Here is a 25,519-nt window from a genome sequence, read left to right as displayed (position 1 = left end):
CGATTCTTGCGGTGACATCCATTGCAGATCTGACAAAGGGCTTACGCTTTTCGCGGCGCCGTTCGGTCTGTTTTCCGTTCCAGGGTTATCCAATATGCTGATTAATTGCGCCGCCTATCAGGACGGTCGGAAGCTGGCAGACATTCATATCGACGCTATCAGCGATTACGTGGCGCGGCCCGAATGCTTCGTCTGGGTCGCGCTGAAAGACCCCGAGCCAGACGAACTGGCCGTGATGAAACAGGAGTTCGGCCTGCACGATCTGGCAATCGAAGACGCGCAGTTCGGTCACCAGCGTCCGAAGATCGAGGAGTATGGCGATTCGCTCTTCGCCGTGATGCACACAGTCGAACAGGACGAACACGGCGAACTGCTGATCGGCGAAGTCGACGTGTTCGTGGGCAACAACTATGTGCTCTCGGTGCGCCGTGGCACACGAGCCGGCTTTCAGAACGTGCGCGCTCGCTGTGAACGCGAGCCACAACTGCTCAAGGAAGGCGCCGCGTTCGTGCTCTACGCGCTCGCCGACGATATTGTCGATCGCTATTTCCCGGTGATCGAGTCGATGAATACGGAGATCGAGGCGCTCGAAGACCGTATTTTCGACCGCAACAACTCCGCGGCGTCGCGCGCGATCATCCAGGATCTGTATTCGCTCAAACGACGCCTCGTGATCCTGCAGCATCATATTGCGCCGTTGCAGGAGGCGATCAGCAAGCTGACTGGCGGCCGCATTCCAAGCGTTTGCGAAGGCATGCAGGCGTATTTCCGCGACGTGTACGATCACCTGGACCGGATCGTGCGCATCATCGACGGGCGGCGTGAAATGGTCGTGACCGCGGTTCAGGTCAACCTCGGGATGATTTCGCTAGCCGAGAGTGAAGTGACCAAGCGGCTCGGTTCGTTCGCCGCCCTGTTCGCGGTCCCAACCATGATTGCGGGCATCTACGGCATGAACTTTCAAAGCATTCCGGAGCTGCACTATAAGTACGGCTACCCGGTTTGCCTTGCCGTGATGCTCACGGTGGATCTCATCCTCTACTGGCGCTTTCGCAGGGCGGGCTGGCTATAGGAGCGGCGAGGCGCGACGGCCTGTGTGCGGCCAGGGCGCGTCGCTCACGCCACGAATCCTTGTTCGCTTTTCAGTGCGTCGTCCGTGTGTGGATGTTGGGTGCGTATCGTTCTCCGAGTTGTTCCTGCTTGCAGCGCGCGCAATAACAGTCCAGCATAGGCGGCCCGCTGACTGCCGATCTTGCAGCAGCGGGCTATCCGCCATGCACGGACCGAGCGAGGAACCCTTGCCACACGCTGCCTGCCGACGCGCCTCGAAACAAGGCCGCCGCTTCGAACAAGCGATTGCCAGTCGCCATGATCTCGCCGCATTTTGTGCGCGGCGGTGCACTGCAACACGGCAATTCGTTGACACTTTGAACAGATTGCGCTGAGAATAGGCCTCGCAAACGTTTGCGCGCCACTAAAAATACGGCTCGTTTTCGAGCTCGAGAAACCTGGAGATATGCATGAACCATCGCCTTCGCCGCCGCATTCTGGCGGCCGCTGTTCTTGCCACCGCTACCGCAGCCCTGCCGTTTTCCTCCGCTTATGCGCAGACCGCCCCGGCCCACAAGCCGAAGGTCGCGCTCGTGATGAAGTCGCTCGCGAACGAGTTTTTCCTCACCATGGAAAACGGCGCGAAGGACTATCAGAAACACAACCCCGCGCAGTTCGACCTGATCACCAACGGTATCAAGGACGAAACCGATACCGCGAACCAGATCCGCATCGTCGAGCAGATGATCGTCTCGAAGGTCGATGCGATCGTGCTCGCGCCGGCTGATTCGAAGGCGCTCGTGCCGGTCGTGAAGAAGGCAGTGGACGCGGGCATCATCGTCGTGAATATCGACAACCGGCTCGACCCGGACGTGCTCAAGTCGAAAGATCTGAACGTACCGTTCGTCGGCCCGGACAACGCGAAGGGCGCGCAGAAGGTCGGCGACTATCTCGCGAAAAAGCTGAAGCCGGGCGACGAGGTCGGCATCATCGAAGGCGTTTCGACGACGACCAACGCCCAGCAGCGTACCGCCGGCTTCAAGGCCGCCATGCAGACCGCGGGCGCCAAGGTGGTATCGGTGCAATCCGGCGATTGGGAAATCGACAAGGGCAACGCGGTAGCGTCCGCCATGCTCAACGAATACCCGAACCTGAAGGCACTGCTCGCCGGCAACGACAACATGGCGATCGGCGCGGTGTCGGCCGTGCGCGCCGCCGGCAAGCAGGGTAAGGTCTACGTGGTCGGCTACGACAACATCAACGCGATCAAGCCCATGCTGAAGGACGGCCGTGTGCTCGCCACCGCCGACCAGTACGCGGCGAAGCAGGCCGTCTTCGGCATCGACACCGCGCTGAAGGCGCTCAACGAGCACAAGAAGCAGTCGGAGTTGTCGGGCGTGGTGGAAACGCCGTGCGATCTGGTGACCAAATAAGGTCGTCAGTCGTGCAGGCATGAGCCTTCGCATGCGGAAATCGAGCCTGATGCACGTGCCGGTGGTAGGGATCTGAGCCGGCACGTACGCACCAAAGTGCTTCGCGAGTCCGCGCGAATTCAATAAACGCTCAAGAAACCCGCCGCGCCGCCGTTAAGTCCAGTGATATGCGTCATGACGGCGGTCGCGCGACGGCAAGTGAGTGGCCCTTGGAGCCCGCGCCTTGTTCCGCGCGGGGCCGGCATCACACGTGGCAACGAACGGCGGCTTTCGGGCGAGCGCATTGCAGCGAGCCGAACGCCGGCCGGACGTCACGGAACCAGGATTGCAATGGATTCAAACGACCACGACGCCTCGACTGCCGTGCTGTCTGTCAGCGGCGTCGGCAAGACTTATGCAGAACCGGTGCTCGCCGACGTTTCGCTGTCGCTGCGTGCCGGCGAAGTACTGGCGCTCACGGGCGAAAACGGCGCGGGCAAGAGCACGTTGTCCAAGATCATCGGTGGGCTCGTCGAGCCGACTACGGGCACGATGCGCCTCGCCGGAGCGCCTTATGCGCCGGCAAGCCGTACCGAGGCCGAAACGCTCGGCGTGCGCATGGTGATGCAGGAGCTGAATCTGCTGCCGACGTTATCGGTGGCGGAAAACCTGTTCCTGAACCGGCTGCCGCATGCCGGCGCGTTCGGCTTCGGCTGGATTGACCGCCGCAAGCTGCGCGAGGACGCGCGGCGGGCGATGGCGCAAGTCGGGCTCGACGCGATCGATCCCGACACGCTGGTCGGCGAACTCGGGATCGGCCATCAGCAGATGGTGGAGATCGCACGCAATCTGATCGACGACTGCCGCGTGCTGATCCTCGATGAACCGACCGCGATGCTGACCGCGCGCGAAGTCGACCTGCTGTTCGAGCAGATCGACCGGTTAAAGGCGCGGGGCGTCGCGCTGATCTATATCTCGCACCGGCTCGAGGAGCTGGCGCGGGTGGCGGAGCAGATCGCGGTGCTGCGCGACGGCCGGCTGGTGCACGTCGACGCGATGGCCAACCTCACGAGCGACGAGATCGTCACGTGGATGGTGGGCCGCGAACTCGGCGAACAGATCGATCTGGGCGTGCGCAACATCGGCGCGCCGCTTCTGAAAGTGGAGGGGCTCACGCGCGGCAAGGTGGTGCGCAACGTGTCGTTCGAAGTCCGCGCCGGCGAGATCTTCGGTATCAGTGGGCTGATCGGCGCGGGGCGCACGGAGTTGATGCGGCTGATTTACGGTGCGGACCAGAAGGACAGCGGCACCGTGTCGCTCGCAAGGGCGCCGGGCGCGCCGCCTACGCCGGTGCAGATCGGCTCGCCCACGGATGCGGTACGCGAAGGGATCGCGCTGATCACCGAGGACCGCAAAGGCGAAGGTCTGCTGCTGCCGCAGCCGATCGCCGCGAACGTGTCGCTGGGAAACATCGGCAGCGTGGCGCGCCATGGCATCGTCGACGCGAAGCGTGAAAACGCGCTCGCGCAAAAACAGATGGACGCCATGCGCATCCGCAGTTCGGGACCGGGGCAGATCGTCGGCGAGCTGTCGGGCGGCAACCAGCAGAAGGTGGTGATCGGCCGCTGGCTGGCGCGCGACTGCCAGGTATTGTTATTCGACGAACCCACGCGCGGCATCGACGTCGGCGCGAAGTTCGATATTTATGGCTTGATGGGTGCGCTCGCTCGTGAAGGGCGCGCGCTCGTCGTGGTGTCGAGCGACCTGCGTGAACTGATGCTGATCTGCGACCGGATCGGCGTGATGTCGGCGGGGAGCATGACGGGGGTGTTTGAACGCGACGGCTGGTCGCAGGATGCGTTGCTGGCCGCGGCTTTCGCCGGCTACCGCAACCGCGAAGCGTTGCTGCACGCCCCCGACACCAGTGAAGCAGGGAGTGTGTGATGACAGATCAATCGTTGCGTGAAGCATCGGGCAGCAAGCAGGGCGCCGCGGGCGTGACACCGGCCGCCGACCCGTCCGCGCCGATCGCGAGCGGCAAACCGGCCGGCACACGGCTGGGCTTTTCGAATTACCTGGGTCTGGCGGGCGCGTTGCTGGCCATGATCGTGCTGTTCTCGCTGCTGAGTTCGCACTTTCTGACGTACGACACGTTCAGCACGATCGCCAATCAGATCCCGGATCTGGTGGTGATGTCGGTGGGCATGACGTTCGTGCTGATCATCGCCGGAATCGATCTGTCCGTCGGCTCGGTGCTGGCGCTCGGCGCGTCGGTGGTGAGCGTCGCCGCGCTGAAATGGGGCTGGGGCCCGTTTCCGTCGGCCCTGCTCGGGGTGGCCGCGGCGGCGCTGACCGGCACGATCACCGGCTCGGTCACGGTGGGCTGGCGGATTCCGTCGTTCATCGTGTCGCTCGGTGTGCTGGAAGCGGCGCGCGGCATGGCCTATCAGATGACCAATTCGCGCACGGCGTACATCGGCGACGCGTTCGATTTTCTGTCGAACCCGCTCGCGCTCGGCATCTCGCCGGCGTTCCTGATCGCCGTCGCGGTGATGGTGATCGCGCAGCTGGTGCTCACGCGCACGGTGTTCGGCCGCTACCTGGTTGGCATCGGCACGAACGAGGAAGCGGTGCGGCTCGCGGGCGTCAATCCGCGCCCGTACAAGATCATCGTGTTCGCGCTGATGGGCGCGCTCGCCGGTCTTGCCGCGCTATTCCAGATTTCGCGTCTGGAAGCGGCCGACCCGAACGCGGGCGTGGGGATGGAGCTGCAGGTGATCGCAGCGGTGGTGATTGGCGGCACGAGTCTGATGGGTGGGCGCGGCTCGGTGATCAGCACGTTTTTCGGCGTGTTGATCATCTCGGTGCTGGCGGCGGGTCTTGCGCAGATCGGCGCGAACGAACCGACCAAGCGCATGATTACAGGCGCGGTGATCGTGGTGGCGGTGGTGCTGGACACGTACCGCAGCCGCCGCAAGCGCGCCTGACAAGGGCGCGGCAAGGTGTCGGCCCGTCGCCAGGTGGCGCGGGCGGCGGGAAAAACAGGCAGGAGAGCAACAGGTTATGGCGACGATCAAAGATGTGGCTGCCGTGGCAGGCGTGTCGTTCACGACGGTTTCGCACGTGGTGAACAACTCGCGGCCCGTGTCGGCCGACGTGCGCGCGAAGGTCGAGCACGCGATCCGTCAGCTTCACTACGTGCCGTCGGCGGTGGCGCGATCGCTCAAGGCGAAGGCGACCGCCACGATCGGCCTCGTCGTGCCGAACAGCACGAACCCGTACTTCGCGGAGCTCGCGCGCGGCATCGAGGATGGTTGCTCGCGCAACGGCTATTGCGTGTTCTTCTGCAATTCCGACGACGACCCCGCGAAGCAGCGTAACTATTTACGTGTGCTGCAGGAAAAGCGCATAGACGGCCTGATCGTCGCATCTGCCGGCGACGACGCCGTGCTCGCGCAGACGCTCGCCGATGCCCGCGAGCCGCTGGTCATCGTGGACCGCAACATCGAAGGACTGAGCGCCGATCTGGTGCAGATCGACCACGAGAAGGGCGGCTACCTCGCCACCCGTCATCTTCTGGAACTCGGGCACGTGCGAATCGGCTGCATCACCGGGCCGGTTCAGACGGCTGTGAGCGCGATGCGGGTCCACGGTTTCATTCGCGCGATGACCGAGCGCGGCATCGACATTCCGCCCGACGCGATCGTGGAAAGCGATTTTTCGGGCACGGGCGGTTACCGCGCGGCGGCTCAACTGTTCGACACGATCAAGCCGTCGGCAATCTTTGCCGGCAACGACATGATGGGCATCGGCGCATTGCGTGCGGCGGCGGAGCGCAATATCAGCGTGCCGCGCGACTGTTCGATCATCGGTTTCGACGACATCGAACTGGGACGCTTCACGTATCCGGCGCTTTCCACGGTCGGGCAATCGGTGCGCGCGCTGGGCGACATGGCCGCGCAGACGCTGATCGAGCGCATCGCCGGCACGTCGTCGGGCAATGTTCGCGCGCCGGGGCGCCGCCGTGTCGTGTCGCCGCGGCTGATCGTACGCGAATCAACGGCAACATGGGCCGGTGCGGCCCGGCGCGATCTGGCGGCCTGACGGGCTGCTGGCGCGGAATAAGGAGAAAAAGTTTGGCAAGTCTGGAAACACATGGCCGCGTGACGGTGATCGGCAGTCTGAATATGGACCTCGTGACGCGCGCGCCACGTCTGCCGCAGCCGGGCGAAACGCTCGCCGGCCATACGTTCGCCCAGGTCGCGGGCGGCAAGGGCGGCAATCAGGCGGTCGCGGCCGCGAGGCTCGGCGCGCAGGTGTCGATGATCGGCTGCGTGGGCGCCGACGGCAACGGCGAGCAGTTACGTGCGGGCCTCGAAGCGGAAGGCATCGACTGCGCGGCAGTCGAGACCGGCAAGGAGTCGACGGGCGTGGCGCTGATCGTCGTCGATGACAGCAGTCAGAATGCGATCGTGATCGTCGCGGGCAGCAACGGCGAGGTGACGCCGGACACGGTGGCGCGCCACGAGGCCGCGATCGCCGCCGCCGACGTCGTGATCTGCCAGCTCGAAACGCCGCCCGCAAGCGTGCACGCGGCATTGGCGGCAGCGCGCCGGCTCGGCAAAACCGTGATCCTGAATCCGGCGCCCGCAACCGGTCCGCTGCCGGCCGACTGGCTGCCCCTCGTCGACTATCTGATTCCGAACGAGCTCGAAGCGGCGACACTGACCGGCCTGCCCGTCGATTCGCCTGAAGACGCAGCCCGCGCGGCGCAGGCGCTGCGAAAGGCCGGCGCGCGCAACGTGCTGGTCACGCTCGGTTCACGTGGAGTCTATGCGGCGCTTGAACAGGCGCCCGCGTCGCTGTATGACGCGCCAAAGGTGAAAGCGGTCGATACGACTGCGGCGGGCGACACATTCATCGGCGGCTTCGCGGCGCAACTCGCGCAAGGCGCCGATATCGAGTCGGCGATCCGCTTCGCGCAGCGGGCGGCGGCGATTTCGGTCACGCGCGCCGGTGCGCAGCCCTCGATTCCGACCCGGGCCGAGCTGAATACGTCAGCCTGATTCCACAACGCGGCGTTGTTCGTGCTCGGCGACTCCTGTTGCGCGACACGCCGCGATTCCTGTTTCCGTCGACGCATTCTTTTTGCGGGGCCACCCGCGGTGGCTTGCCGACGCGCGTCAAATGCCGGGTTTATGCCCGCACGCGTGCCCGGGTTCCGCGCCCGGTTCCATCCCGCGCTTCATGCCCGTTGCGCCTACTTCTGCTCCAGCCGACCCATCGCGAAACGAACGGTCTGAATCCCGCCATCCGGTGCGCTGCGCGCGCGTACAACTCTGCACCATCTCCTTACAACGTCTTTCTTCATACCTGAATAATCCTTCAAGTATGCGTTTCGGGTGCCGTAAACGAAGATATTCAGGCGGCGCAGTCAAAGCGTCCGGCACGCCGACGCCACACGCTACCTGGCGCTGCGTTGCAGCCTCTCATTTTGTCAAAGCACAGGAATCAGCATGTTGAAGAAAGGCATCACGATCAAAGCGCGCATCGGCCTCACGATGGCTTTTCTTGCCGCGCTGCTGGTCGCTATTGGTGGGTTCGGACTGGTCGGCATGAGCCGCTCTAACAACGCCTATCAGGACACCTATACCAATCAGATGCCGAGCGCGGTCGACATCGGCAACGCGGAATTGTTTGCCGCGCGCGAACGTCTTGCGCTCGACCGCGCAGCCTTCATGGTCGGCACTCCCGAATCCGCGCCGACGCTCGAACGCGCCCGCGCGATGCGCGCGACGTCGGACCTGTGGTGGAAGAAATACATGGACCTGCCGCGCGACGCGACCGAAGATCGCCTCGCGCAGGACGTCGTTGCACGTCGCGAAGCACTGCACCAGCAGATGGACGCGTTCGCCGCCTCTATCGGCGCGAACGACCAGGCTACGCTCGTGGAAGGCGCAAAGCGCCTGCAGGCCAGCTACAACGCGCTTGCGGCGGCGGACGATGCGCTGCGTAAGTTCCAGTTCGACTCGGCCCAGCAGGGTTACGAGTCGGCGCAGAGCAGCTTCGAAACCTTTCGTCTGGTGAGTTTCGGCGCACTTGCGCTCGGCGTGCTCGCCGCAGCACTGTCGTATCTCGCGCTGAGCCGCGCCATTGCCCGTCCGCTTGACGAGGCGCTCGGTCATTTCGAAGCGATTTCCGCAGGCGACCTGCGTCGCCCGGTCGTGGTGAACTCTCGCGACGAAATGGGCCTGCTGCTGGACGGCATAGCGAAAATGCAGCGCAGCCTGACGCAAACCGTTCGCACGGTGCGCAGCGGCAGCGAATCGATCGCGACGGCGACCCGCCAGATCGCGGCCGGCAATATCGACCTGTCGTCGCGCACCGAAGAGCAGGCGTCGGCATTGCAGGAAACCGCGTCGAGCATGGAAGAGCTGACCGGCACGGTCAAACAGAACGCCGAGAACGCGCGCCAGGCCAGCTCGCTTGCGGCCAATGCGTCGGAAATTGCCAACAAGGGCAGCGCCGTGGTCGGTCAGGTAGTCGGCACGATGGGCGACATCAACCAGAGTTCGGCGAAGATTGCGGACATCATTTCGATCATCGAAGGGATTGCGTTCCAGACCAATATTCTGGCCCTGAACGCGGCCGTCGAAGCGGCGCGCGCCGGCGAGGAAGGGCGCGGCTTCGCGGTCGTCGCGGGCGAAGTGCGCAGCCTTGCGCAGCGCTCGTCGGCGGCGGCCAAGGAAATCAAGGAGCTGATCGACACGTCGGTGGAACGCGTGCAGTCGGGCTCCGCGCTCGTCGACGAAGCGGGCCGCACGATGACCGAGATCATCGGCGCGGTGCAGCGCGTGACTGACATCATGGGCGAAATTGCGGCGGCCTCGGAAGAGCAGAGCAGCGGCATCGATCAGGTGGCACGCGCCGTCACGCAAATGGATGAAGTGACCCAGCAAAACGCTGCACTGGTCGAAGAGGCGGCGGCAGCGGCTTCGTCACTGGAAGATCAGGCGGGCAAGCTGCGTACCGCCGTGGCGGTGTTCCAGCTCGACGAAAACGGCTATAGCGCGCCGGTGAGCATCGCGCCGAAGCGCGTATCCGCGCCTGCCCGGTCGACGGTCGCACGCAAGGTGTCGGCCGGCGCGCCATCGTCCACGCTGCCGACTGCGGCAGCCACGGGCGCGGCGAAAGTGCCTTCCACGCCGGCAGTGGAGGCGGTGCAGCACGCACCGGCCCGCGCGTCTGCGAAAACGGTCGTGGCCGCGGCGGCAGGCGGCGATCAGGATTGGGAAACGTTCTGATCGGATGGCACCGCAGTCGCAGCACGCGCCGCAACATTCATTCCAGGGACGCGCGTCAGAGTGACGGGCGCGTTGGCCTGGGATCGTCTAACGTACAAAAGACCGTGATTGCGTCAGCATTCGCGGTCTTTTTTCATCGTGTGCGCATTAAGTCACGTTTGTGAGCGCGCCCAAACCCTGGCGGGCGCCATGATCCGGTACATTGATGTGCGCATCCGTGAATGCATGTGCAACCCTACTCCCACCGCGCCAGCCCTAAAGGACCGACATGACGCCACACGACCTCGCGACACGCCTCGTCGAAGCACGCCGGCAGCATCGCCCGATCGAAGAGCCCGCACCCGACAGCCTGCCGCCCGACGCCGCGACCGCCTATGCAATCCAGCAGGCGGTCGTAGCGGGCCTCGGCGAGTCTACCGGCGCGTGGAAGATCGGCGCGAAGGCCCCCGGCGGGGCCGCGTCGGGCGCGCCGATTCCTGCGTCGCTCGTGCTGCCTTCGCCCGCGCGCGTGCCGCATCACGCCTTTTTTCGCGTACTGGTCGAGCTGGAGATCGCGTTCCGCTTCTCGGAGGCGATCGAGCCGCGCGGGCGCGCGTACGCGCGCGACGAAGTGCTGTCGAGAGTGGGTCTGGTGCTGCCGGCTATCGAGATCGTCGACAGCCGTTTCAGCAAATGGCCCAACGTCGCTCCGCTCGCGCAGCTGGCCGACGCGCAGAACAACGGCGCGCTCGTTACCGGGCACGCAGTGGCCTACGCCGGTCTTGCACGGGGTTTTGACTTCGTGTCGCCCGAACTGGAACTGACTTTCAACGGCGAGTCGCTGGTGCCAGAGGCTACCGGCAACCCGGCGGGCGATCCGCGCGAGTTGCTGGTGTGGTTCGTCAACCACTGTGCGGCAATGGGTATCACGATCGAGCCGGAGTGGACGATCACCACTGGTTCATACGTCGGTGCGCACATCGTGGACAAAGCGGGCAGGGTGCATGGCCATATCGACGGTCTTGGGGAAGTGGAATTGGAACTGACCTGACCGCTGTCAGCCTGACCGCTGTCACATTCGTCGCGCTGTTACCGCAGATTACGACGCTCGATCTGAACGGCTGCCTTTCGGCAGCCGTTTTATTTTTTTCGCATCTGCGGCAACGCGCTGACCGTATAACCATGGAGCACGAATAAACACGCATCAGCAACGCGCCAGCCGACCATGTTGATGACGCGGTTAATACGCCGCGCTGGCAGCGGGTGAGTGTGCTTGATACCGCATGGCCGAAGGAATCGTTGAGTGTTACCGGGCTGCCGCGGAACAAAACGGCTCACGTCACGACGAAGGGGTTATGCGGGCAAAGCAGCCGGTTCGACCACCATTCGGGCGCGATATGCAGATGGGTTGTTTGCATATGAACGGGCTTCATTGGCAGGTGAATAAAACATGTAACAGTCGTGCCGACGTGTAGACGTGACATGCGCGCGATGCGTTGTAGGGGAAAGCGGGGAAACAAAAATACGGGGTACGTCCACGCTTTTTGCAACGAAGCACGCATGCGGGCGAATGCGACGAGGTCTGTACACGAGCGCAAGATTGTATGTGGTCGAAAGGCTGTTTCCAAGTGAGGAAATATCGGGAGGCGGGTACGGCGCGATTTTCGCAACGTAGTTCGTGAAAAAAAATTTAAAAGGGTTTAGGATGAATTCGAGCGATGTCGTTTCCGAATAGCGCGCCGCGCACGACATCGGTCTAGACTTCGGCGAGGAGGTAGCATGGATATCTACAGCAGTTTCGCGACCCGCTTCGAAAAAACGCGAGAGGATGAGCTCTCGCTTGAGGAGTACCTCGCGCTCTGCAAAGACAATCCCGCCGCGTACGCCACGGCTGGCGAACGCATGTTGACGGCGATCGGGGAGCCGGAACAGATCGACACTCGCAACGATCCGCGTATGTCGAGAATTTTTGCTAACAAGGTCATCAAGGTATACCCCGCATTCCGTGAGTTCTACGGAATGGAGGAGGTGATCGAGCAGGTGGTCGCCTACTTCCGGCACTCGGCCCAGGGGCTCGAAGAAAAGAAACAGATTCTGTATCTGCTGGGCCCGGTTGGCGGCGGCAAGTCGTCGATTGCGGAACGTCTGAAGCAGCTCATGGAGCGCGTGCCGTTCTACGCGATCAAGGGCTCGCCAGTGAACGAGTCGCCTCTCGGTCTGTTCGACTATGAGGAAGACGGCCCGATTCTCGAAGAGCAGTACGGCATCCCGCGCCGCTACCTGAAAAGCATCCTCAGCCCGTGGGCAGTCAAGCGGCTGCACGAATACAACGGCGATATCCGCAAGTTCCGCGTGGTGCGCCGCTACCCGTCGATTCTGCGCCAGATCGGTATTGCGAAAACCGAGCCGGGCGACGAGAACAATCAGGACATCTCGTCGCTGGTTGGCAAGGTCGACATCCGTAAGCTCGAACAGTACGCGCAGGACGACGCAGACGCCTACAGCTATTCCGGCGGCCTGTGTCTGGCCAATCAGGGCCTGCTCGAATTCGTGGAAATGTTCAAGGCGCCAATCAAGGTCTTGCACCCGCTGCTCACCGCGACTCAGGAAGGCAACTTCAAGGGTACGGAAGGCTTCGGCGCGATTCCGTTCGACGGTGTGATTCTCGCGCACTCGAACGAGTCGGAGTGGAAGGCCTTTCGCAACAACCGCAACAACGAAGCACTGCTCGACCGGATCTTCGTGGTGAAGGTGCCGTATTGCCTGCGCTACGGCGAGGAAATCAAGATCTACGAAAAGCTGCTGCGCAATTCGTCGCTCGCGAATGCGGTGTGCGCGCCGGGCACGCTGAAGATGATGGCGCAGATGTCCGTGCTCACGCGTTTGCAGGAGCCGGAGAATTCGAGCCTCTTCTCGAAGATGCAGGTGTACGACGGCGAGAATCTGAAGGACACCGATCCGAAAGCCAAGTCGTATCAGGAGTATCGTGATTTCGCCGGCGTGGATGAAGGGATGACCGGCGTGTCGACCCGTTTCGCGTTCAAGATTCTTTCGCGCGTGTTCAATTTCGATACGACGGAAGTCGCGGCCAATCCGGTGCATCTGATGTATGTGCTCGAACAGCAGATCGAACGCGAGCAATTCCCGCCGGAAACCGAGCAGAAGTATCTGTCGTTCATCAAGGACGTGCTCGCTTCGCGCTATGCCGAATTCATCGGCAAGGAGATTCAGACCGCGTATCTCGAGTCGTATTCGGAATACGGTCAGAACATCTTCGATCGCTATGTGACGTACGCGGACTTCTGGATCCAGGACCAGGAATTCCGTGACCACGACACGGGCGAGAGCTTCGACCGCGCTGCGCTGAATGCGGAGCTGGAGAAGATCGAGAAGCCGGCCGGGATCAGCAATCCGAAGGACTTCCGCAACGAGATCGTGAACTTCGTGCTGCGTGCGCGTGCTGCGAATGCGGGGAAGAATCCCGCGTGGATCAGCTACGAGAAGCTGCGCGTCGTGATCGAAAAGAAGATGTTCTCGAACACGGAGGAACTGTTGCCGGTGATTTCGTTCAATGCCAAGGGTTCGGCGGAGGAACAGCGCAAGCACGAAGACTTCGTCAATCGCATGGTGACGAAGGGCTACACGCCGAAGCAGGTGCGCTTGCTGTGTGACTGGTATCTGCGCGTGCGCAAGTCGTCATGATCCGCACTGCGTGCCGCTCGCGCGGTCCGACCGCGCGAGCACCCTGCGAGGCGCAAGCCGCATGGACATAGCATGGCTGCACATGCGGCATGTGTCTCGCGCACCGGAAATATCAGTGCAGTCGTAGGGAAGGAAGAAGCGCTAGTGCACTTTCTCCGACCGTATGCTCTGCACGGGATCAGAGTGAGCATAAAGGCGCTGACTCTGGTCGACACGGGAGACCGGGCGTGCTTCATCAAATTATCGACCGCAGGTTAGCAGGCAAGAACAAGAGCATTGCCAATCGCGAGCGTTTTTTGCGTCGCGTTAAGAACTACATTCGTCGCGCCGTCTCGGACGCGGTCCGCGACCGGAGCATCAAAGACATCCAGAACACCCAGAGCATCACGATCCCGCGCAAGGACATTGCGGAGCCGTCGTTCCGTCATGGCCCGGGCGGCAAGCGGGAAATGGTGCATCCTGGCAATTCCGACTACATTCGCGGCGACAAGATCCAGCGCCCGCAAGGTGGCGGCGGTGGCGGCGGTGGCAATCAGGCCAGCAACGAAGGCGACGGTCAGGACGACTTCGTGTTCGAGTTGAGCCGCGAAGAATTCATGCAGTACTTCTTCGACGATCTCGAACTGCCGCGTCTCGTCAAGACTCACCTGATGGCCGTGCCCACATGGAAAAGTATCCGTGCAGGTTGGGCCGCTGAAGGCACGCCGAACAATATCGACGTGGTCCGCTCGCTGCGCAGTGCGCTCGGCCGGCGAATCGCACTCGGCGCGCCGCTCGTGAACCAGTTGCGCGAGATGGAACGGCAACTGGAGGTGATGAAAGACGATCACGACGACCGTCGCGAAGAGATCAAACTGCTCGAAGAGGAAATCCACCATTTGCGCGGCCGCATCTGGCGTATTCCGTTCATCGATCCGTTCGATCTGCGCTACGTGAATCGTGTGAAGCAGCCCACGCCGTCCAGCCAGGCCGTGATGTTCTGTCTGATGGATGTATCCGGTTCCATGGACGAACAGCGCAAAGACCTCGCCAAGCGGTTTTTCATCCTGCTGTATCTGTTTCTCAAACGTAACTACGAGAAAATCGAAGTGGTGTTCATCCGTCACCACACGCGCGCCGAGGAAGTGGACGAAGACACGTTCTTCCACTCCACTGAAAGCGGCGGCACGGTCGTATCGAGTGCGCTGGAGTTGATGCAGAAGGTCATGGACGAGCGTTATTCGCCAACCGAATGGAACATTTACGGCGCGCAGGCGTCCGACGGCGATAATTGGACCGACGACTCGCCGAAGTGCCGCAAGATCCTGCATGATGACATCCTGGAGAAGGTGCGCTATTTTGCGTATATTCAGGTCACGCCCGAAGAGCAGAACCTGTGGCTCGAATATGCACAGCTGGCGCTGAGCCAGCCGCATATGGCGATGAAGAAAGTGGAAACCGCGGCTGACATCTATCCGGTGTTTCGCGAGTTGTTCGAAAAGCAGGCGGCCAATTCATGACGTCTGAGCACCTGCACAACGAAGCGCGCGGCTATCCGCCGGAGCGTGGGACAGGCGTGCCGCAGCGTGAGTCGGGGCATGCCGAGGCCGGGGCGGACGCAGTCGGGTCCGCCGCCGCCGGAGCAGTCGACAGCGCTGCAGCGCGGGGACACACCGGAACGCCCACTGAGGGGCAAAGGGAAGTCCGTATGAACGTAGCCGATAGAAGGCCTCTGCCGTGTCCGTCCGACTGGACTTTTGAATTGATCGAAGAGTACGACTCGCATATTGCCCGCGTGGCGGAGCAGTATGAACTCGACGTGTATCCAATCCAGCTCGAACTCATCAGCGCCGAACAGATGATGGACGCTTACGCGTCCGTCGGCATGCCGGTGAACTACCGTCACTGGTCGTTCGGCAAACACTTTCTCTCCACCGAAAAAAGCTACCGTCGCGGGCAAATGGGGCTGGCGTATGAGATCGTCATCAACTCGAATCCTTGCATCGCCTACCTGATGGAAGAGAATACGATGACGATGCAGGCGCTCGTCATCGCGCACGCGGCGTACGGGCACAATTCGTTTTTCAAGGGCAACTATCTGTTCAAGCTGTGGACGGATGCGCACGCGATCATCGACTATCTCGTCTACGCGAAGAATTACATCGCCGAATGCGAGGAGCGCTTTGGTCTGGACCGCGTCGAGGAGCTGCTCGATTCATGCCATGCGCTGATGAATTACGGTGTGGACCGTTACAAACGTCCGCAGAAGCTGTCGCTCGAAAAGGAATTCGCCGCGCGCCGTGAGCGCGAGGCGTATCTGCAATCGCAGGTCAACGAATTGTGGCGCACATTGCCCACCCGGCACACGCCGCTGCCAGAGGAAATCGAGGAGCGTTATCCGCCGGAGCCGCAGGAAAATCTGCTGTATTTCGCGGAGAAAAACGCGCCGCTGCTTGAGCCGTGGGAGCGGGAAGTCATCCGCATCGTGCGCAAGGTCGGGCAATATTTCTATCCGCAGCGGCAAACCCAGGTGATGAACGAAGGTTGGGCCACGTTCTGGCATTACACGTTGCTCAACACAATGTACAACCAGGGCAAGCTGGAAGACGGCTTCATGATGGAGTTCCTCCATTCGCACAGCAATGTGGTCTACCAGCCGCCAGTCACCAAGCCATATTACAGCGGGATCAACCCGTACGCGCTCGGTTTCTCGATGATGAGCGACATTCGCCGCATCTGCGAGGCGCCCACGGAAGAAGACCGCAAGTGGTTCCCGGAACTCGCCGGTAGTCCGTGGCTGCCCGCGTTGCACTACGCCATGCGCAATTTCAAGGACGAGAGTTTCGTCGCGCAGTATCTGTCGCCGCACATGATCCGTGAAATGCGCCTTTTTTCGGTGCTCGACGACGACATGCGGGACGCGCTCGAAGTCTCCGCCATTCACGACGACAGCGGATACCGGTATGTGCGTCAGGCATTGTCACGGCAGTACGATATGCATCACCGCGAGCCGAATATCCAGGTGTGGGCCGTCAATACACGCGGCGACCGGAGCCTGACGTTGCGGCACTTCATGAGTGACAACCGGCATCTGTCGTCGGATAGCGACGAAGTGCTCAAGCACATGGCGCGGTTGTGGCAGTTCGACGTGTTCCTCGAAAGCGTCGACGAAAACGGCACGGTCAGGAAGCGCTATGAGTGCAGGTACGTGCCGCCGGCGGTGCGGGTTTGACGCTTGCAGAAGCTTGCCAGGGTTCGCTCAGCGAGAAAAAGCCAGCTTTCGAGCTGGCTTTTTCAAATGAATGGCAGGAAAGGCCAGATCACCATGGCCGCCAACGGTCATGCCACCACGATCTCCGTCCCCAATGCGTGCAACAGGTCGCGTAGCGCTTCGGCCTGCTCCATTTTTGCGTCGCCGCGCAGATGGATCTGAACCGCGCGTCCGGCGATGCCGTCGACAGGCTGGGCAAGCCACAACTCCACGGCGAGCCCCAATCCTTCCGGCTGGTTGACGGCAACGGGTTCGATGACACGGGGCTTGAAACAGGCACTGTCCGACATCGTGCATTCCCTCCGGTCTGTTGGCGCTTCGACTCCATCCTAGTCACCGGAGGCTGTCGGACCAAGCAACAAATCGGAAGATGTTAAGCAGAAGATGCTTAGTAGAATCTGAGGATAGGCCAGGCTGCACGCTGGGCGTGGAATATAAGCACAGAGGCGAAAAAAGGCGAAAGGACGAGAAGAGGAAAAAGCGTATGCGGCTTTGCGAGAACGTATAGCAAAGCCGCCTGAAGGCTCGCGCCTTCTTCAACCGACCGGCGGCTCGTCCTCGCCGGGTTTTTTGCCGGGCTGATCCGCAGGCGACTGATTGCGTCCTTCATCGCTGCGCTCGGGCAATTTGCTTTTTTCGTTGTCGCTATGCACCGCGGGTTGCGGATGTTCGAGGTCGGTCGGCTCGCTCTTCGGTTGTGCGTTGGTGTCGCTCATTGCTGGCTCCTGGTTGGGATGACCTGAGCGAAGCAGCAAGGCGCAGGCCCGGCAGCACCTTGCGATGACTTCTTACGCACAACCTTTGGGCTCTGGCGCATCGTGAATGCACGCGCGCAGTGCCAGCACGCGTCGAGTCAGTGCGATGGCCGTGCAAGTCGCAAACAACGCACGGTGACTGTGAGGCCCGCCCCGCGGCCTTAGCGTGCCCATTCTGTCCACGTTGGCACGACATTCGCTTAACGCTCACGCAGAGTAGAAGCGGCTAGCGAGCCGGCATCACCATGCCGGTCACCGTGGGGCATTGCTCTTGGGGCGCATCGTGCGCCCACGTCGAAACAGATTCGGCGTTTGAACGAAACCGTCCGGTTTCGCCAACAAGGAGCGTGCGATGCAGTTGCCCCAGATGTTCACCCGACTGTCATGCGTTTTCGCGATCACACGCGATGGCACACCTGCGTCTGCGCCCATGCGCCTGCGCGTCGCTTCGCCATTGCCGTTGCGTGCGCATTCACGCGATCACGCGATGGCGGCCGAGGCGCGCGGACCCGTCATCGTCCGTTCCTTGCCGCCTTTCCAGCCTTTCGCCCTTTCCCCCACGTTCACACGGAGTTCACTCATGCGTGTTTCGCCTCTTCTTTCCCGCGTTGCCGTGGCCGGCCGCCTGTTTCTCGCGCGGGCAGTCACCGCGGCTGCGCTCGCCGGCCTCGCGCTCGCCGCGCCGCTCGTTCACGCCGACGATCACGTTACGCTGCTGACGAGCTGGTACGCGCAGGCCGAACATGGTGGCTTTTATCAGGCCGTCGCAACGGGCATCTACAAGAAGTACGGGCTCGACGTCACGATCAGAATGGGCGGCCCGCAGGTCAACGGCATGCAGCTGCTCGCCGGCGGCCAGGCGGACTTTCTGCTCGGGTACGACTTCCAGGTGCTGTCGAGCGTCGAGGCCGGCATTCCGGTAACGACTGTTGCCGCTGCATTCCAGTACGACCCGCAAGGCATGATGACCCACGCCGACGTGACGAGTCTCGCGGGCCTGAAGAACAAGACGATCCTCGTGGCTGGCTCGGGCCGCACGACATGGTGGCCGTGGCTCAAGGCGAAGTATGGCTATACGGAAGCACAGGCGCGCCCCTATACATTCAACCTGCAGCCGTTCTTCGCCGATCCGAACGTGGCGATGCAGGCGTATCCGTCGTCGGAAACGTACCAGGCCGAACAGGCCCACGTCAACGCGCATTTCTTCCTGTTCGCCGATGACGGCTATCCGCCGTACAACACGACGATCGTCACGATGCGCGACACGATGAAAAACCGGCCGGAAGTGGTCGCGCGTTTCGTGAAGGCGTCGATGGAAGGCTGGAAGAGCTACCTGAACGATCCTGCTCCGGGCAACGCGTTGATCAAGAAAGACAACCCGCAGATGAGCGACGGACAACTTGCGTACGGTGTCGCGCAACTGAAAAAGCTCAAGCTCGTCACCGGCGGCGACGCGGCAAGCGAGGGCATCGGCACGATGACGGATGCGCGCTGGAAAAAGACCTTCGACTACATGGTGGACGCGAAGCTGCTCAAGCCCGCCACCGACTACCACGCGGCCTACACGCTGCAATTCATCCAGAACGCGAAGGTGATGCCGTAAGCGCGCTGTCGTCGCTGAAAGCACCCCGAATACGCTTGAAAAAGGAGCACCTCATGCTGGTCACCCGACAAAAAGTCCTGCGCCGTTTCTGGTACGCCATCATGCCGATGACGCAGCTCGAAGCCGGCCCGCAGCCGTTCACGCTGCTCGGCGAACCGATCGTGTTATGGAAGGGCGCGAGCGGCAAGCCGCATGCGCTGCGCGATCGCTGCTGCCACCGTACGGCGAAGCTCTCGAAGGGCTTCGTGGACAGCGACGGCAATATCGCGTGCGGCTACCACGGCTGGACCTACGACTGCTCGGGCCAATGCGTGAAGATTCCGCAGAACAAGGACGGCGCGATTCCGTCGCGCGCGGTCGTGCCGTCCTATCACTGCGAGGAGCGCTACGGTTACGCGTGGGTGGCGCTCGACGACCCGCTGCAGCCGATCCCCGAGTTTCCCGAAGACGGTGCGCCCGGCTACCGCCGCATTCTGCAGTTTTACGAGCGTTGGGAAACGAGCCCGCTGCGCATGATGGAAAACTCGTTCGACAATTCTCACTTCAGCTTCGTGCACAAGGGCAACTTCGGTCTGTTCGACAACCCGAAGCCGTCCAGCTACGAATTCCGTCCGCACGAATGGGGTTTTGAAGCCGAGACGCATGTGCCCGTACGCAACCCGCCGGCGAGCTACCGGATCACCGGCACGCAGGAAGAGGTGACCGAGCGTCATCTGGTGAACCGCTGGTTCATGCCATTCGCGCGCCGGTTTGGCTGCGTGTATCCGGCAAGCGGCATTCACCACATCATCTATAACTGTGCAACGCCGATCGACGACCGCACGCTGATGCTGTCGCAATGGCTCTATCGCAACGACACCGAAGACGCGTGCTCGACGCAGGAGCTGATCGACTGGGATCGCCCGATCACCGACGAAGACCGCGACATTCTCGAAGCCACTGACTACGATGCATGCATCGACGTGCGGCGTCAGCAGGAGTGCCATATGGAATCGGACCAGCCGGGCCTGCTGATGCGGCGCATGTTGCTCAAGCTGCTGAACGATCATGGCGAGTCCGAAGTATTTCGCGACATCATCCCTATTCACGCGCAGGAGTGACCATGCTGGCCAATCAGACTGCAGTGCCGGGTTCGAGCGCGCCGTTGCTGTCGGTGCAGCGCGTGGACAAATGCTATCCGAACGGCACGGTCGCGCTCGAAGACGTGCGGCTCGCAATTGAACCCGGCGAGTTCATCTCGCTGCTCGGTCCATCCGGTTGCGGAAAAAGCACGTTGCTGAAGATGTTTGCCGGCATCGAAACGCCGACGCACGGTCATCTGCGCTGGTGGGGCCAGCCGTTCGATACCGTCGGTTCGAACGGGCGGCGCATGTCGATGGTGTTTCAGGAGGCCACGCTGATGCCATGGGCGACGGTCGCGGAAAACGTGAGACTGCCGCTCGATCTTGCCCGCGTGCCGCGCCGCGAAGCGGACGCCCGCGTTGCCGAGGCGCTCGACGGCGTCGGCCTCGCGAAGTTTGGCAACGTACTGCCGCGCGAGTTGTCCGGCGGCATGCAGATGCGTGCGTCGCTGGCGCGGGCGCTCGTCACCGAGCCGGATCTGCTGTTGCTCGACGAACCGTTCGGCGCACTCGACGAGTTCACGCGCAACCGGCTCGACGGCGATCTGCGTGCGCTCTGGCAGCGGCGCGGCATCACGGTGGTGTTCGTCACGCACAGCATTTACGAGGCGGTGTATCTGTCGAGCCGCGTGGTGGTGATGCAGGCGCGGCCCGGACGCGTGATCGCCGAAGTGCCGATCGACGGACCGCTCGAACGCGACGACGCGTTTCGTGTCAGCGAACCGTTCATGCGCGACTGCAGGACGCTGTCGGAGCTGATCACCGATGCGCATCGCGCGTCGTTTGCGAACGAAGAAACAGGAGTGCAATCATGACAGGCGAAGTCCTTGCGGGTCATACGGCTCAATTCAACGGTCAGGCAGCCGCAGCACGCGAGCCGGCTGCTGTCATATCCAATGCGTCAAGCCGGCCAACCCGCGCGACCCAGCGAACCCGCGAGCCGTGGCTGCAGCGGCCCGGCGTGACGAAGGCGATCGCGCCGTGGGTGGTGGGTCTGATCGTGCTGGCAGCGTGGCAGGGCTGGTGCGTGCTGATGAAAGTGCCGGCCTATCTGGTGCCGTCGCCGGTGGCGATCGTCGGTGAACTGCTGCAGGACGCGCCTTTGCTATTCGGCAGCCTGCTCGCGACGCTCAAGATCACGTTGCTCGCGTTCGCGCTCGCGACGGCTCTGGGTGTGGTGATCGCGCTGCTGTTCGTGCAGAGCCCGTTGATCGAAGCGAGCCTCTTTCCGTACGCGATCCTGTTGCAGGTCACGCCGGTCGTTGCGATTGCGCCGCTCATCATCATCTGGGTGAAGGACATGACCGTCGCGCTGGTGTTGTGCGCGACGCTCGTCGCGTTGTTCCCGATCATCTCGAACACGGCGCTCGGTTTGCGCAGCGTCAATCCCGGCCTGATCAATCTCTTCAGGATCAATCGCGCGACGCGCTGGCAGACGCTGACCCGTTTGCGCATACCGAGCGCGCTGCCGTATTTCTTCGGCGGCCTGCGTATTTCGAGCGGACTGTCGCTGATCGGCGCGGTGGTCGCGGAATTCGTCGCCGGCACGGGCGGCAGTGGCGCGGGGCTCGCATACCAGATCCTGCAGGCGGGTTTCCAGCTGAACATCCCGCGGCTTTTCGCGGCGTTGCTGCTGATTACCGTGACAGGCGTCGTCCTGTTCGCGATCACGGCGTGGGTCTCGCGCATCGGTTTGCGCGGCTGGCACGACAGCCAACTCTGATGCTTTCCCGATCCTTGCGCGCACAACCTATGACCTCAGAACACACGACATCTTCCACGCTAATCCGCAACGCCGCGGCAATCATCACAGGCGGCTGCGGTTCCGCCGATGATCCCGCACGCGTGAACGGTCCCGACATTCGCATCGTCGGCGATACGATCGACGCGATCGGCACATTGACCCCACGGCCGGGCGAACAGGTCGTCGACGCCACCGACTGCGTCGTCTATCCGGCATGGGTCAATACTCATCATCACCTGTTCCAGTCGCTGCTCAAAGGCGACACGGCCGGTCTCGACGCGACGCTCACACCGTGGCTCGCTGCCACGCCGTACCGGTTTCGCGCGCTTTTCGACGAGCGACGCTTCCGGCTCGCGGCTCGCATTGGTCTCGTGGAACTGGCGCGCTCGGGCTGCGCGACCGTCGCCGATCACAATTATCTGTACTACCCGAACATGCCGTTCGACAGCTCCGCGATCCTGTTCGACGAAGCGGACAAGCTCGGCATGCGCTTCGTGCTGCTGCGCGGCGGCGCGACGCAAACGCGCCAGCTCGAAGCCGAACTGCCCACCGCGCTTCGCCCTGAATCGCTCGATGCCTATGTCGCCGACGTCGAACGGCTGGCGTCCGGGTGGCACGATGCGTCGCCGCGCGCGATGCGGCGTGTCGTGATGGCGCCGACCACGGTGCTTTACTCGATTTCGCCGGCCGAGATGCGCGCCACCGCCGCGGCCGCGCGACGGCTCGGCTTGCGTCTGCATAGTCATCTGTCGGAGACGGTCAGCTATCAGGACAGCGCGCAGGCCATGCACGGGCAGTCGCCGGTGGCGTTTTGCGGCGAGCACGACTGGCTTGGCAGCGACGTCTGGTACGCGCATCTCGTCAAGGTGGACGCCGACGAAATCGCGCTGCTCGCGCAAACGGGCACCGGCGTCGCGCATTGTCCGCAGAGCAATGGCCGGCTGGGCAGCGGCATTTGCCCGGTGCGGGCGATGGCCGACGCGGGCGTGCCGGTGTCGATCGGCGTGGACGGGGCAGCGTCGAATGAAGCCGCCGACATGATTTCCGAAGTCCACATGACGTGGCTCGCGCAACGCGCACGCGGCGGCATGCTGGCGCAGCCGACCTATCGCGGCGGCAGCTTCGAAGGCGGCGCGAGTGCGGCGAGCGTGGCCGACGTGATTCACTGGGGGACAGCGGGCGGCGCGCGCATCATGGGCCTGAACGAGGTCGGCAGAATCGCCGTGGGTCTGGCGGCGGACATCGCCGTGTACCGGCTCGACGATCCGCGTTACTTCGGCTTGCACGATCCGGCCATCGGACCGGTGGCGTCGGGCGGCAGGCCGTCCGTCGCGGCGCTCTTCTGCGCGGGCAAACGTATCGTCAGCGACGACCAGATCGACGGGGTCGATCTGAAACAGCTGGCGCGCGAGTCTCGCGACGCAGTTCGCGAACTGCTGAGCGAAGCGGCTTGATTGCGGACCCGGCGGCGCACGGGAGACCGCGCGCCGGCGACTGACAAATCACCGCTTGAGCGCGTCTGTTAAACAGCGCAACGTGAAGAAGACACATTGACTGGCGGTCTTTCAAGTCTCTTAACTTTCCGAACCGAGCCGGAGCTATGACGCGTCGCGCCGATGCGTCAGGCCGCCGCTTCGCGCGGCGCACTGCCTGTCAGCGACACGATGAAATCATAGAAAGCGCGCACCTTGGCCGGCGGATAATGCCGCGACGGATAGAGCGCATACAGCGGATAGACCTCGTCACCCCAATCCGGGAACAGTTCGACCAGTTTGCCGCTCGCGAGCAGCGGTTCCGCGCCGAGCGAAAGAATCTGCGCGATACCCTGGCCTGCAGTGCAAACGCTATGCAGCGTACCGACGTCGTTGACCGTCAGACGGCCTTGCGGCGCGATCACGATTTTCTTGCGGCCCCGATGGAATTCCCAACTGAACGGATAACCCGTGAGCGGATCGCGAAACTTGATGCACACGTGCCTGCTGCCTTCGAGTTCGTTGGGACTCGCGGGGCGGCCGTGACGCTTCAGATACGAAGGCGCAGCGACGGTGAGAATGCGCGTATCGAGCAGCTTGCGCGCGATCAGCGTGGACACCGGCGGTTCGCCAAAACGGATGGCGAGGTCGAAACCCTCTCCGACCATGTCGCCCAGCTGGTCTCGCGTGATCAGTTCGAGCTGCAGATCGGGGTGCTTGTCCACGAAGCCGCCGAGCCTCGGTCCCAGCACGAGACGTGAAAAGAACGGGTCCATGTTCACGCGCAAACGGCCACGAACGGCAGTCGCCCCTTTGGCCGCGGAGGCCGCGGCTTCTTCCAGACCGCCCAGGAGCGGCACAATCTGTTCGTAGAAGCGCCGCCCCTCGTCGGTCAGCGTGACCGAACGCGTGGTGCGGTCGAACAGGCGGATACCCAGCCGCGCTTCGAGTCGCGCGACAGAACGGCTTACCCCGGATTGCGACATGTCGAGGGCTTCGCCAGCGGCCGCGAAACTGCCGCAGTCGACGATAGCCGTCAACACCCCCATCCCGTTCAGCATGCGCTCGTCAAAAGGCATGTGTTCTTCCTTTGTTATGCGTTCACGCACGACATGCTAACGCGAAACACCGTTTGAATTCACGCGCGAGCGCCGGGCGATGCCATCTGATCTAGCCGATGAATGATTGTTTGTCATGAGTGGAATGACAGCCACGCTCTCGCGTCAGCATGTGCTCACGCGCTAAGCTCGATCCATTCGCCCGATGTACGATGGAACGCGATTCTCTGTTATGCGCCGGGCATATCTCGACAGTTCATTGGGAGCGTATCGATGTCTCGTATCTTCATTACCGGTTCCGCCGACGGTTTGGGCCAGATGGCCGCGCGCCTGCTCGTGGACGCCGGACACCAGGTGGTTTTGCATGCACGCAACGCGGCGCGCGCCGCAGAGGCGCTCGAAGCGGTGCCGCAGGCCGAAGCCGCATTGGCCGGCGATCTGGCGAGCATTCAGGCCACCGTCGCGTTGGCGGAGGAGGCCAACCGCTCAGGGCCTTTCGATGCGGTGATCCATAACGCGGCGGTCGGTTATCAGGAGCCGCGCCGTGTCGCCACCGTCGATGGGCTGCCGCACGTGTTCGCGGTCAACACGCTCGCGCCGTACATACTGACCGCATTGATGGAGAAGCCCAAGCGCCTGGTCTACCTCAGTTCGGGTCTGCACCGCAGCGGCGACGCGAGTCTGGATGATCTGGCATGGGAGCGCCGTCCGTGGCGCGGCACGGCGGCTTACTCCGACTCGAAGCTGCACGACGCGCTGCTGGCGTTCGCAATCGCGCGCCGCTGGCCGCAGGTTTCGTCAAATGCCGTGGAGCCAGGCTGGGTCGCAACGAAAATGGGCGGCCCGGGTGCGCCGGACGACCTGCAGGCCGCGCCAAAGACCCAGGTGTGGCTGGCTGCGAGCGACGACACCGCCACGGTGAGCGGCGAATACTTCTATCACATGCAGCCGCGCGAGACGCACCCTGCGGTGCGCGACGACGCCGTGCAGGAGCGTCTGATCCAGGCGTGCGAGAACTTTTCGGGTGTGCGGCTGCGGGATTGACGCACACGCTTGGCGGCCTCGCGCG

The 25,519-nt window shown here is 62.7% G+C and carries 20 protein-coding genes; 17 read left to right on the top strand and 3 right to left on the bottom strand.

Annotated features, from left to right (window positions below; genetic code table 11):
* Positions 1–94: 94 nt before the first annotated feature.
* From corA to AAGS40_RS07740, 11 genes are all read left to right on the top strand, one after another.
* On the top strand, positions 95–1,072 hold the full coding sequence (gene corA / locus AAGS40_RS07790; protein WP_345810713.1) for a magnesium/cobalt transporter CorA: 978 nt from the start codon (positions 95–97) through the stop codon (positions 1,070–1,072).
* A 448-nt stretch (positions 1,073–1,520) separates the two neighbouring features.
* Complete coding sequence (locus AAGS40_RS07785) at positions 1,521–2,483, top strand: sugar ABC transporter substrate-binding protein (protein ID WP_345810712.1); 963 nt, start codon at positions 1,521–1,523, stop codon at positions 2,481–2,483.
* A 330-nt stretch (positions 2,484–2,813) separates the two neighbouring features.
* Positions 2,814–4,406 carry a sugar ABC transporter ATP-binding protein gene (locus tag AAGS40_RS07780; RefSeq protein WP_345810711.1) on the top strand — a complete coding sequence of 531 codons (1,593 nt, stop codon included), beginning with the start codon at positions 2,814–2,816 and terminating at the stop codon, positions 4,404–4,406.
* Positions 4,406–5,449, top strand: a complete 1,044-nt coding sequence (locus AAGS40_RS07775; protein WP_345810710.1) for an ABC transporter permease — start codon at positions 4,406–4,408, stop codon at positions 5,447–5,449. Before AAGS40_RS07780 ends, AAGS40_RS07775 begins: the two co-directional genes overlap by 1 nt.
* A 76-nt stretch (positions 5,450–5,525) precedes the next feature.
* Entirely contained in the window at positions 5,526–6,566 is a 1,041-nt protein-coding gene (locus AAGS40_RS07770; protein ID WP_345810709.1) for a LacI family DNA-binding transcriptional regulator, read from the top strand.
* Positions 6,567–6,598: 32 nt separating this feature from the next.
* A complete protein-coding gene (gene rbsK / locus AAGS40_RS07765; protein WP_345810708.1) occupies positions 6,599–7,528 on the top strand; it encodes a ribokinase in 930 nt (309 codons plus the stop codon).
* 450 nt (positions 7,529–7,978) lie between these two features.
* Entirely contained in the window at positions 7,979–9,766 is a 1,788-nt protein-coding gene (locus AAGS40_RS07760) for a methyl-accepting chemotaxis protein (RefSeq protein ID WP_345810707.1), read from the top strand.
* 268 nt (positions 9,767–10,034) lie between these two features.
* Entirely contained in the window at positions 10,035–10,796 is a 762-nt protein-coding gene (locus tag AAGS40_RS07755; protein ID WP_345810706.1) for a hydratase, read from the top strand.
* Between the two features lie 728 nt (positions 10,797–11,524).
* Positions 11,525–13,447, top strand: coding sequence for a PrkA family serine protein kinase (locus AAGS40_RS07750; protein WP_345810705.1), 1,923 nt, complete (start codon positions 11,525–11,527; stop codon positions 13,445–13,447).
* A 227-nt stretch (positions 13,448–13,674) separates the two neighbouring features.
* Positions 13,675–14,946 carry a YeaH/YhbH family protein gene (locus AAGS40_RS07745; protein ID WP_345810704.1) on the top strand — a complete coding sequence of 424 codons (1,272 nt, stop codon included), beginning with the start codon at positions 13,675–13,677 and terminating at the stop codon, positions 14,944–14,946.
* Positions 14,943–16,658, top strand: a complete 1,716-nt coding sequence (locus AAGS40_RS07740) for a SpoVR family protein (RefSeq protein ID WP_345810703.1) — start codon at positions 14,943–14,945, stop codon at positions 16,656–16,658. Before AAGS40_RS07745 ends, AAGS40_RS07740 begins: the two co-directional genes overlap by 4 nt.
* A gap of 107 nt (positions 16,659–16,765) precedes the next feature.
* Here AAGS40_RS07740 and AAGS40_RS07735 read toward each other — a convergent pair whose 3' ends face one another.
* Together AAGS40_RS07735 and AAGS40_RS07730 are read right to left on the bottom strand one after the other, a co-directional pair.
* Positions 16,766–16,987, bottom strand: a complete 222-nt coding sequence (locus AAGS40_RS07735) for a hypothetical protein (RefSeq protein ID WP_345810702.1) — start codon at positions 16,985–16,987, stop codon at positions 16,766–16,768.
* Positions 16,988–17,233: 246 nt separating this feature from the next.
* Positions 17,234–17,413, bottom strand: coding sequence for a hypothetical protein (locus AAGS40_RS07730; protein WP_345810701.1), 180 nt, complete (start codon positions 17,411–17,413; stop codon positions 17,234–17,236).
* A gap of 619 nt (positions 17,414–18,032) precedes the next feature.
* On the opposite strand from AAGS40_RS07730, the gene AAGS40_RS07725 reads away from it, so the two are divergent.
* The 5 genes from AAGS40_RS07725 to AAGS40_RS07705 are packed head-to-tail and all read left to right on the top strand — an operon-like array spanning position 18,033 to position 23,374.
* The gene (locus AAGS40_RS07725; RefSeq protein WP_345810700.1) at positions 18,033–19,055 is read left to right on the top strand and encodes an ABC transporter substrate-binding protein; all 1,023 of its coding nucleotides are present in this window, start codon (positions 18,033–18,035) and stop codon (positions 19,053–19,055) included.
* A 53-nt stretch (positions 19,056–19,108) separates the two neighbouring features.
* Positions 19,109–20,155, top strand: a complete 1,047-nt coding sequence (locus AAGS40_RS07720) for an aromatic ring-hydroxylating dioxygenase subunit alpha (protein WP_345810699.1) — start codon at positions 19,109–19,111, stop codon at positions 20,153–20,155.
* 2 nt (positions 20,156–20,157) lie between these two features.
* Positions 20,158–20,991, top strand: a complete 834-nt coding sequence (locus AAGS40_RS07715; RefSeq protein ID WP_345810698.1) for an ABC transporter ATP-binding protein — start codon at positions 20,158–20,160, stop codon at positions 20,989–20,991.
* Positions 20,988–21,899, top strand: a complete 912-nt coding sequence (locus AAGS40_RS07710) for an ABC transporter permease (RefSeq protein WP_345810697.1) — start codon at positions 20,988–20,990, stop codon at positions 21,897–21,899. The genes AAGS40_RS07715 and AAGS40_RS07710 overlap by 4 nt, the downstream gene beginning before the upstream one ends.
* 29 nt (positions 21,900–21,928) lie before the next feature.
* Positions 21,929–23,374 (top strand): amidohydrolase family protein, encoded by a 1,446-nt coding sequence (locus AAGS40_RS07705; protein WP_345810696.1) that lies wholly within the window; start codon positions 21,929–21,931, stop codon positions 23,372–23,374.
* Between the two features lie 167 nt (positions 23,375–23,541).
* On the opposite strand, the gene AAGS40_RS07700 is transcribed toward AAGS40_RS07705, so the two are convergent.
* The gene (locus tag AAGS40_RS07700; RefSeq protein WP_345810695.1) at positions 23,542–24,471 is read right to left on the bottom strand and encodes a LysR family transcriptional regulator; all 930 of its coding nucleotides are present in this window, start codon (positions 24,469–24,471) and stop codon (positions 23,542–23,544) included.
* A gap of 252 nt (positions 24,472–24,723) precedes the next feature.
* Between AAGS40_RS07700 and AAGS40_RS07695 the strand changes: the two genes are divergently transcribed.
* Positions 24,724–25,494 (top strand): SDR family NAD(P)-dependent oxidoreductase, encoded by a 771-nt coding sequence (locus AAGS40_RS07695; protein ID WP_345810694.1) that lies wholly within the window; start codon positions 24,724–24,726, stop codon positions 25,492–25,494.
* The last annotated feature ends 25 nt before the right edge of the window (positions 25,495–25,519 follow it).

It is taken from the genome of Paraburkholderia sp. PREW-6R, from assembly GCF_039621805.1.
Lineage (GTDB): Bacteria > Pseudomonadota > Gammaproteobacteria > Burkholderiales > Burkholderiaceae > Paraburkholderia.
Note: the sequence above shows the minus strand (reverse complement) of the source record. Positions and strands in the feature narration are given on the sequence as shown.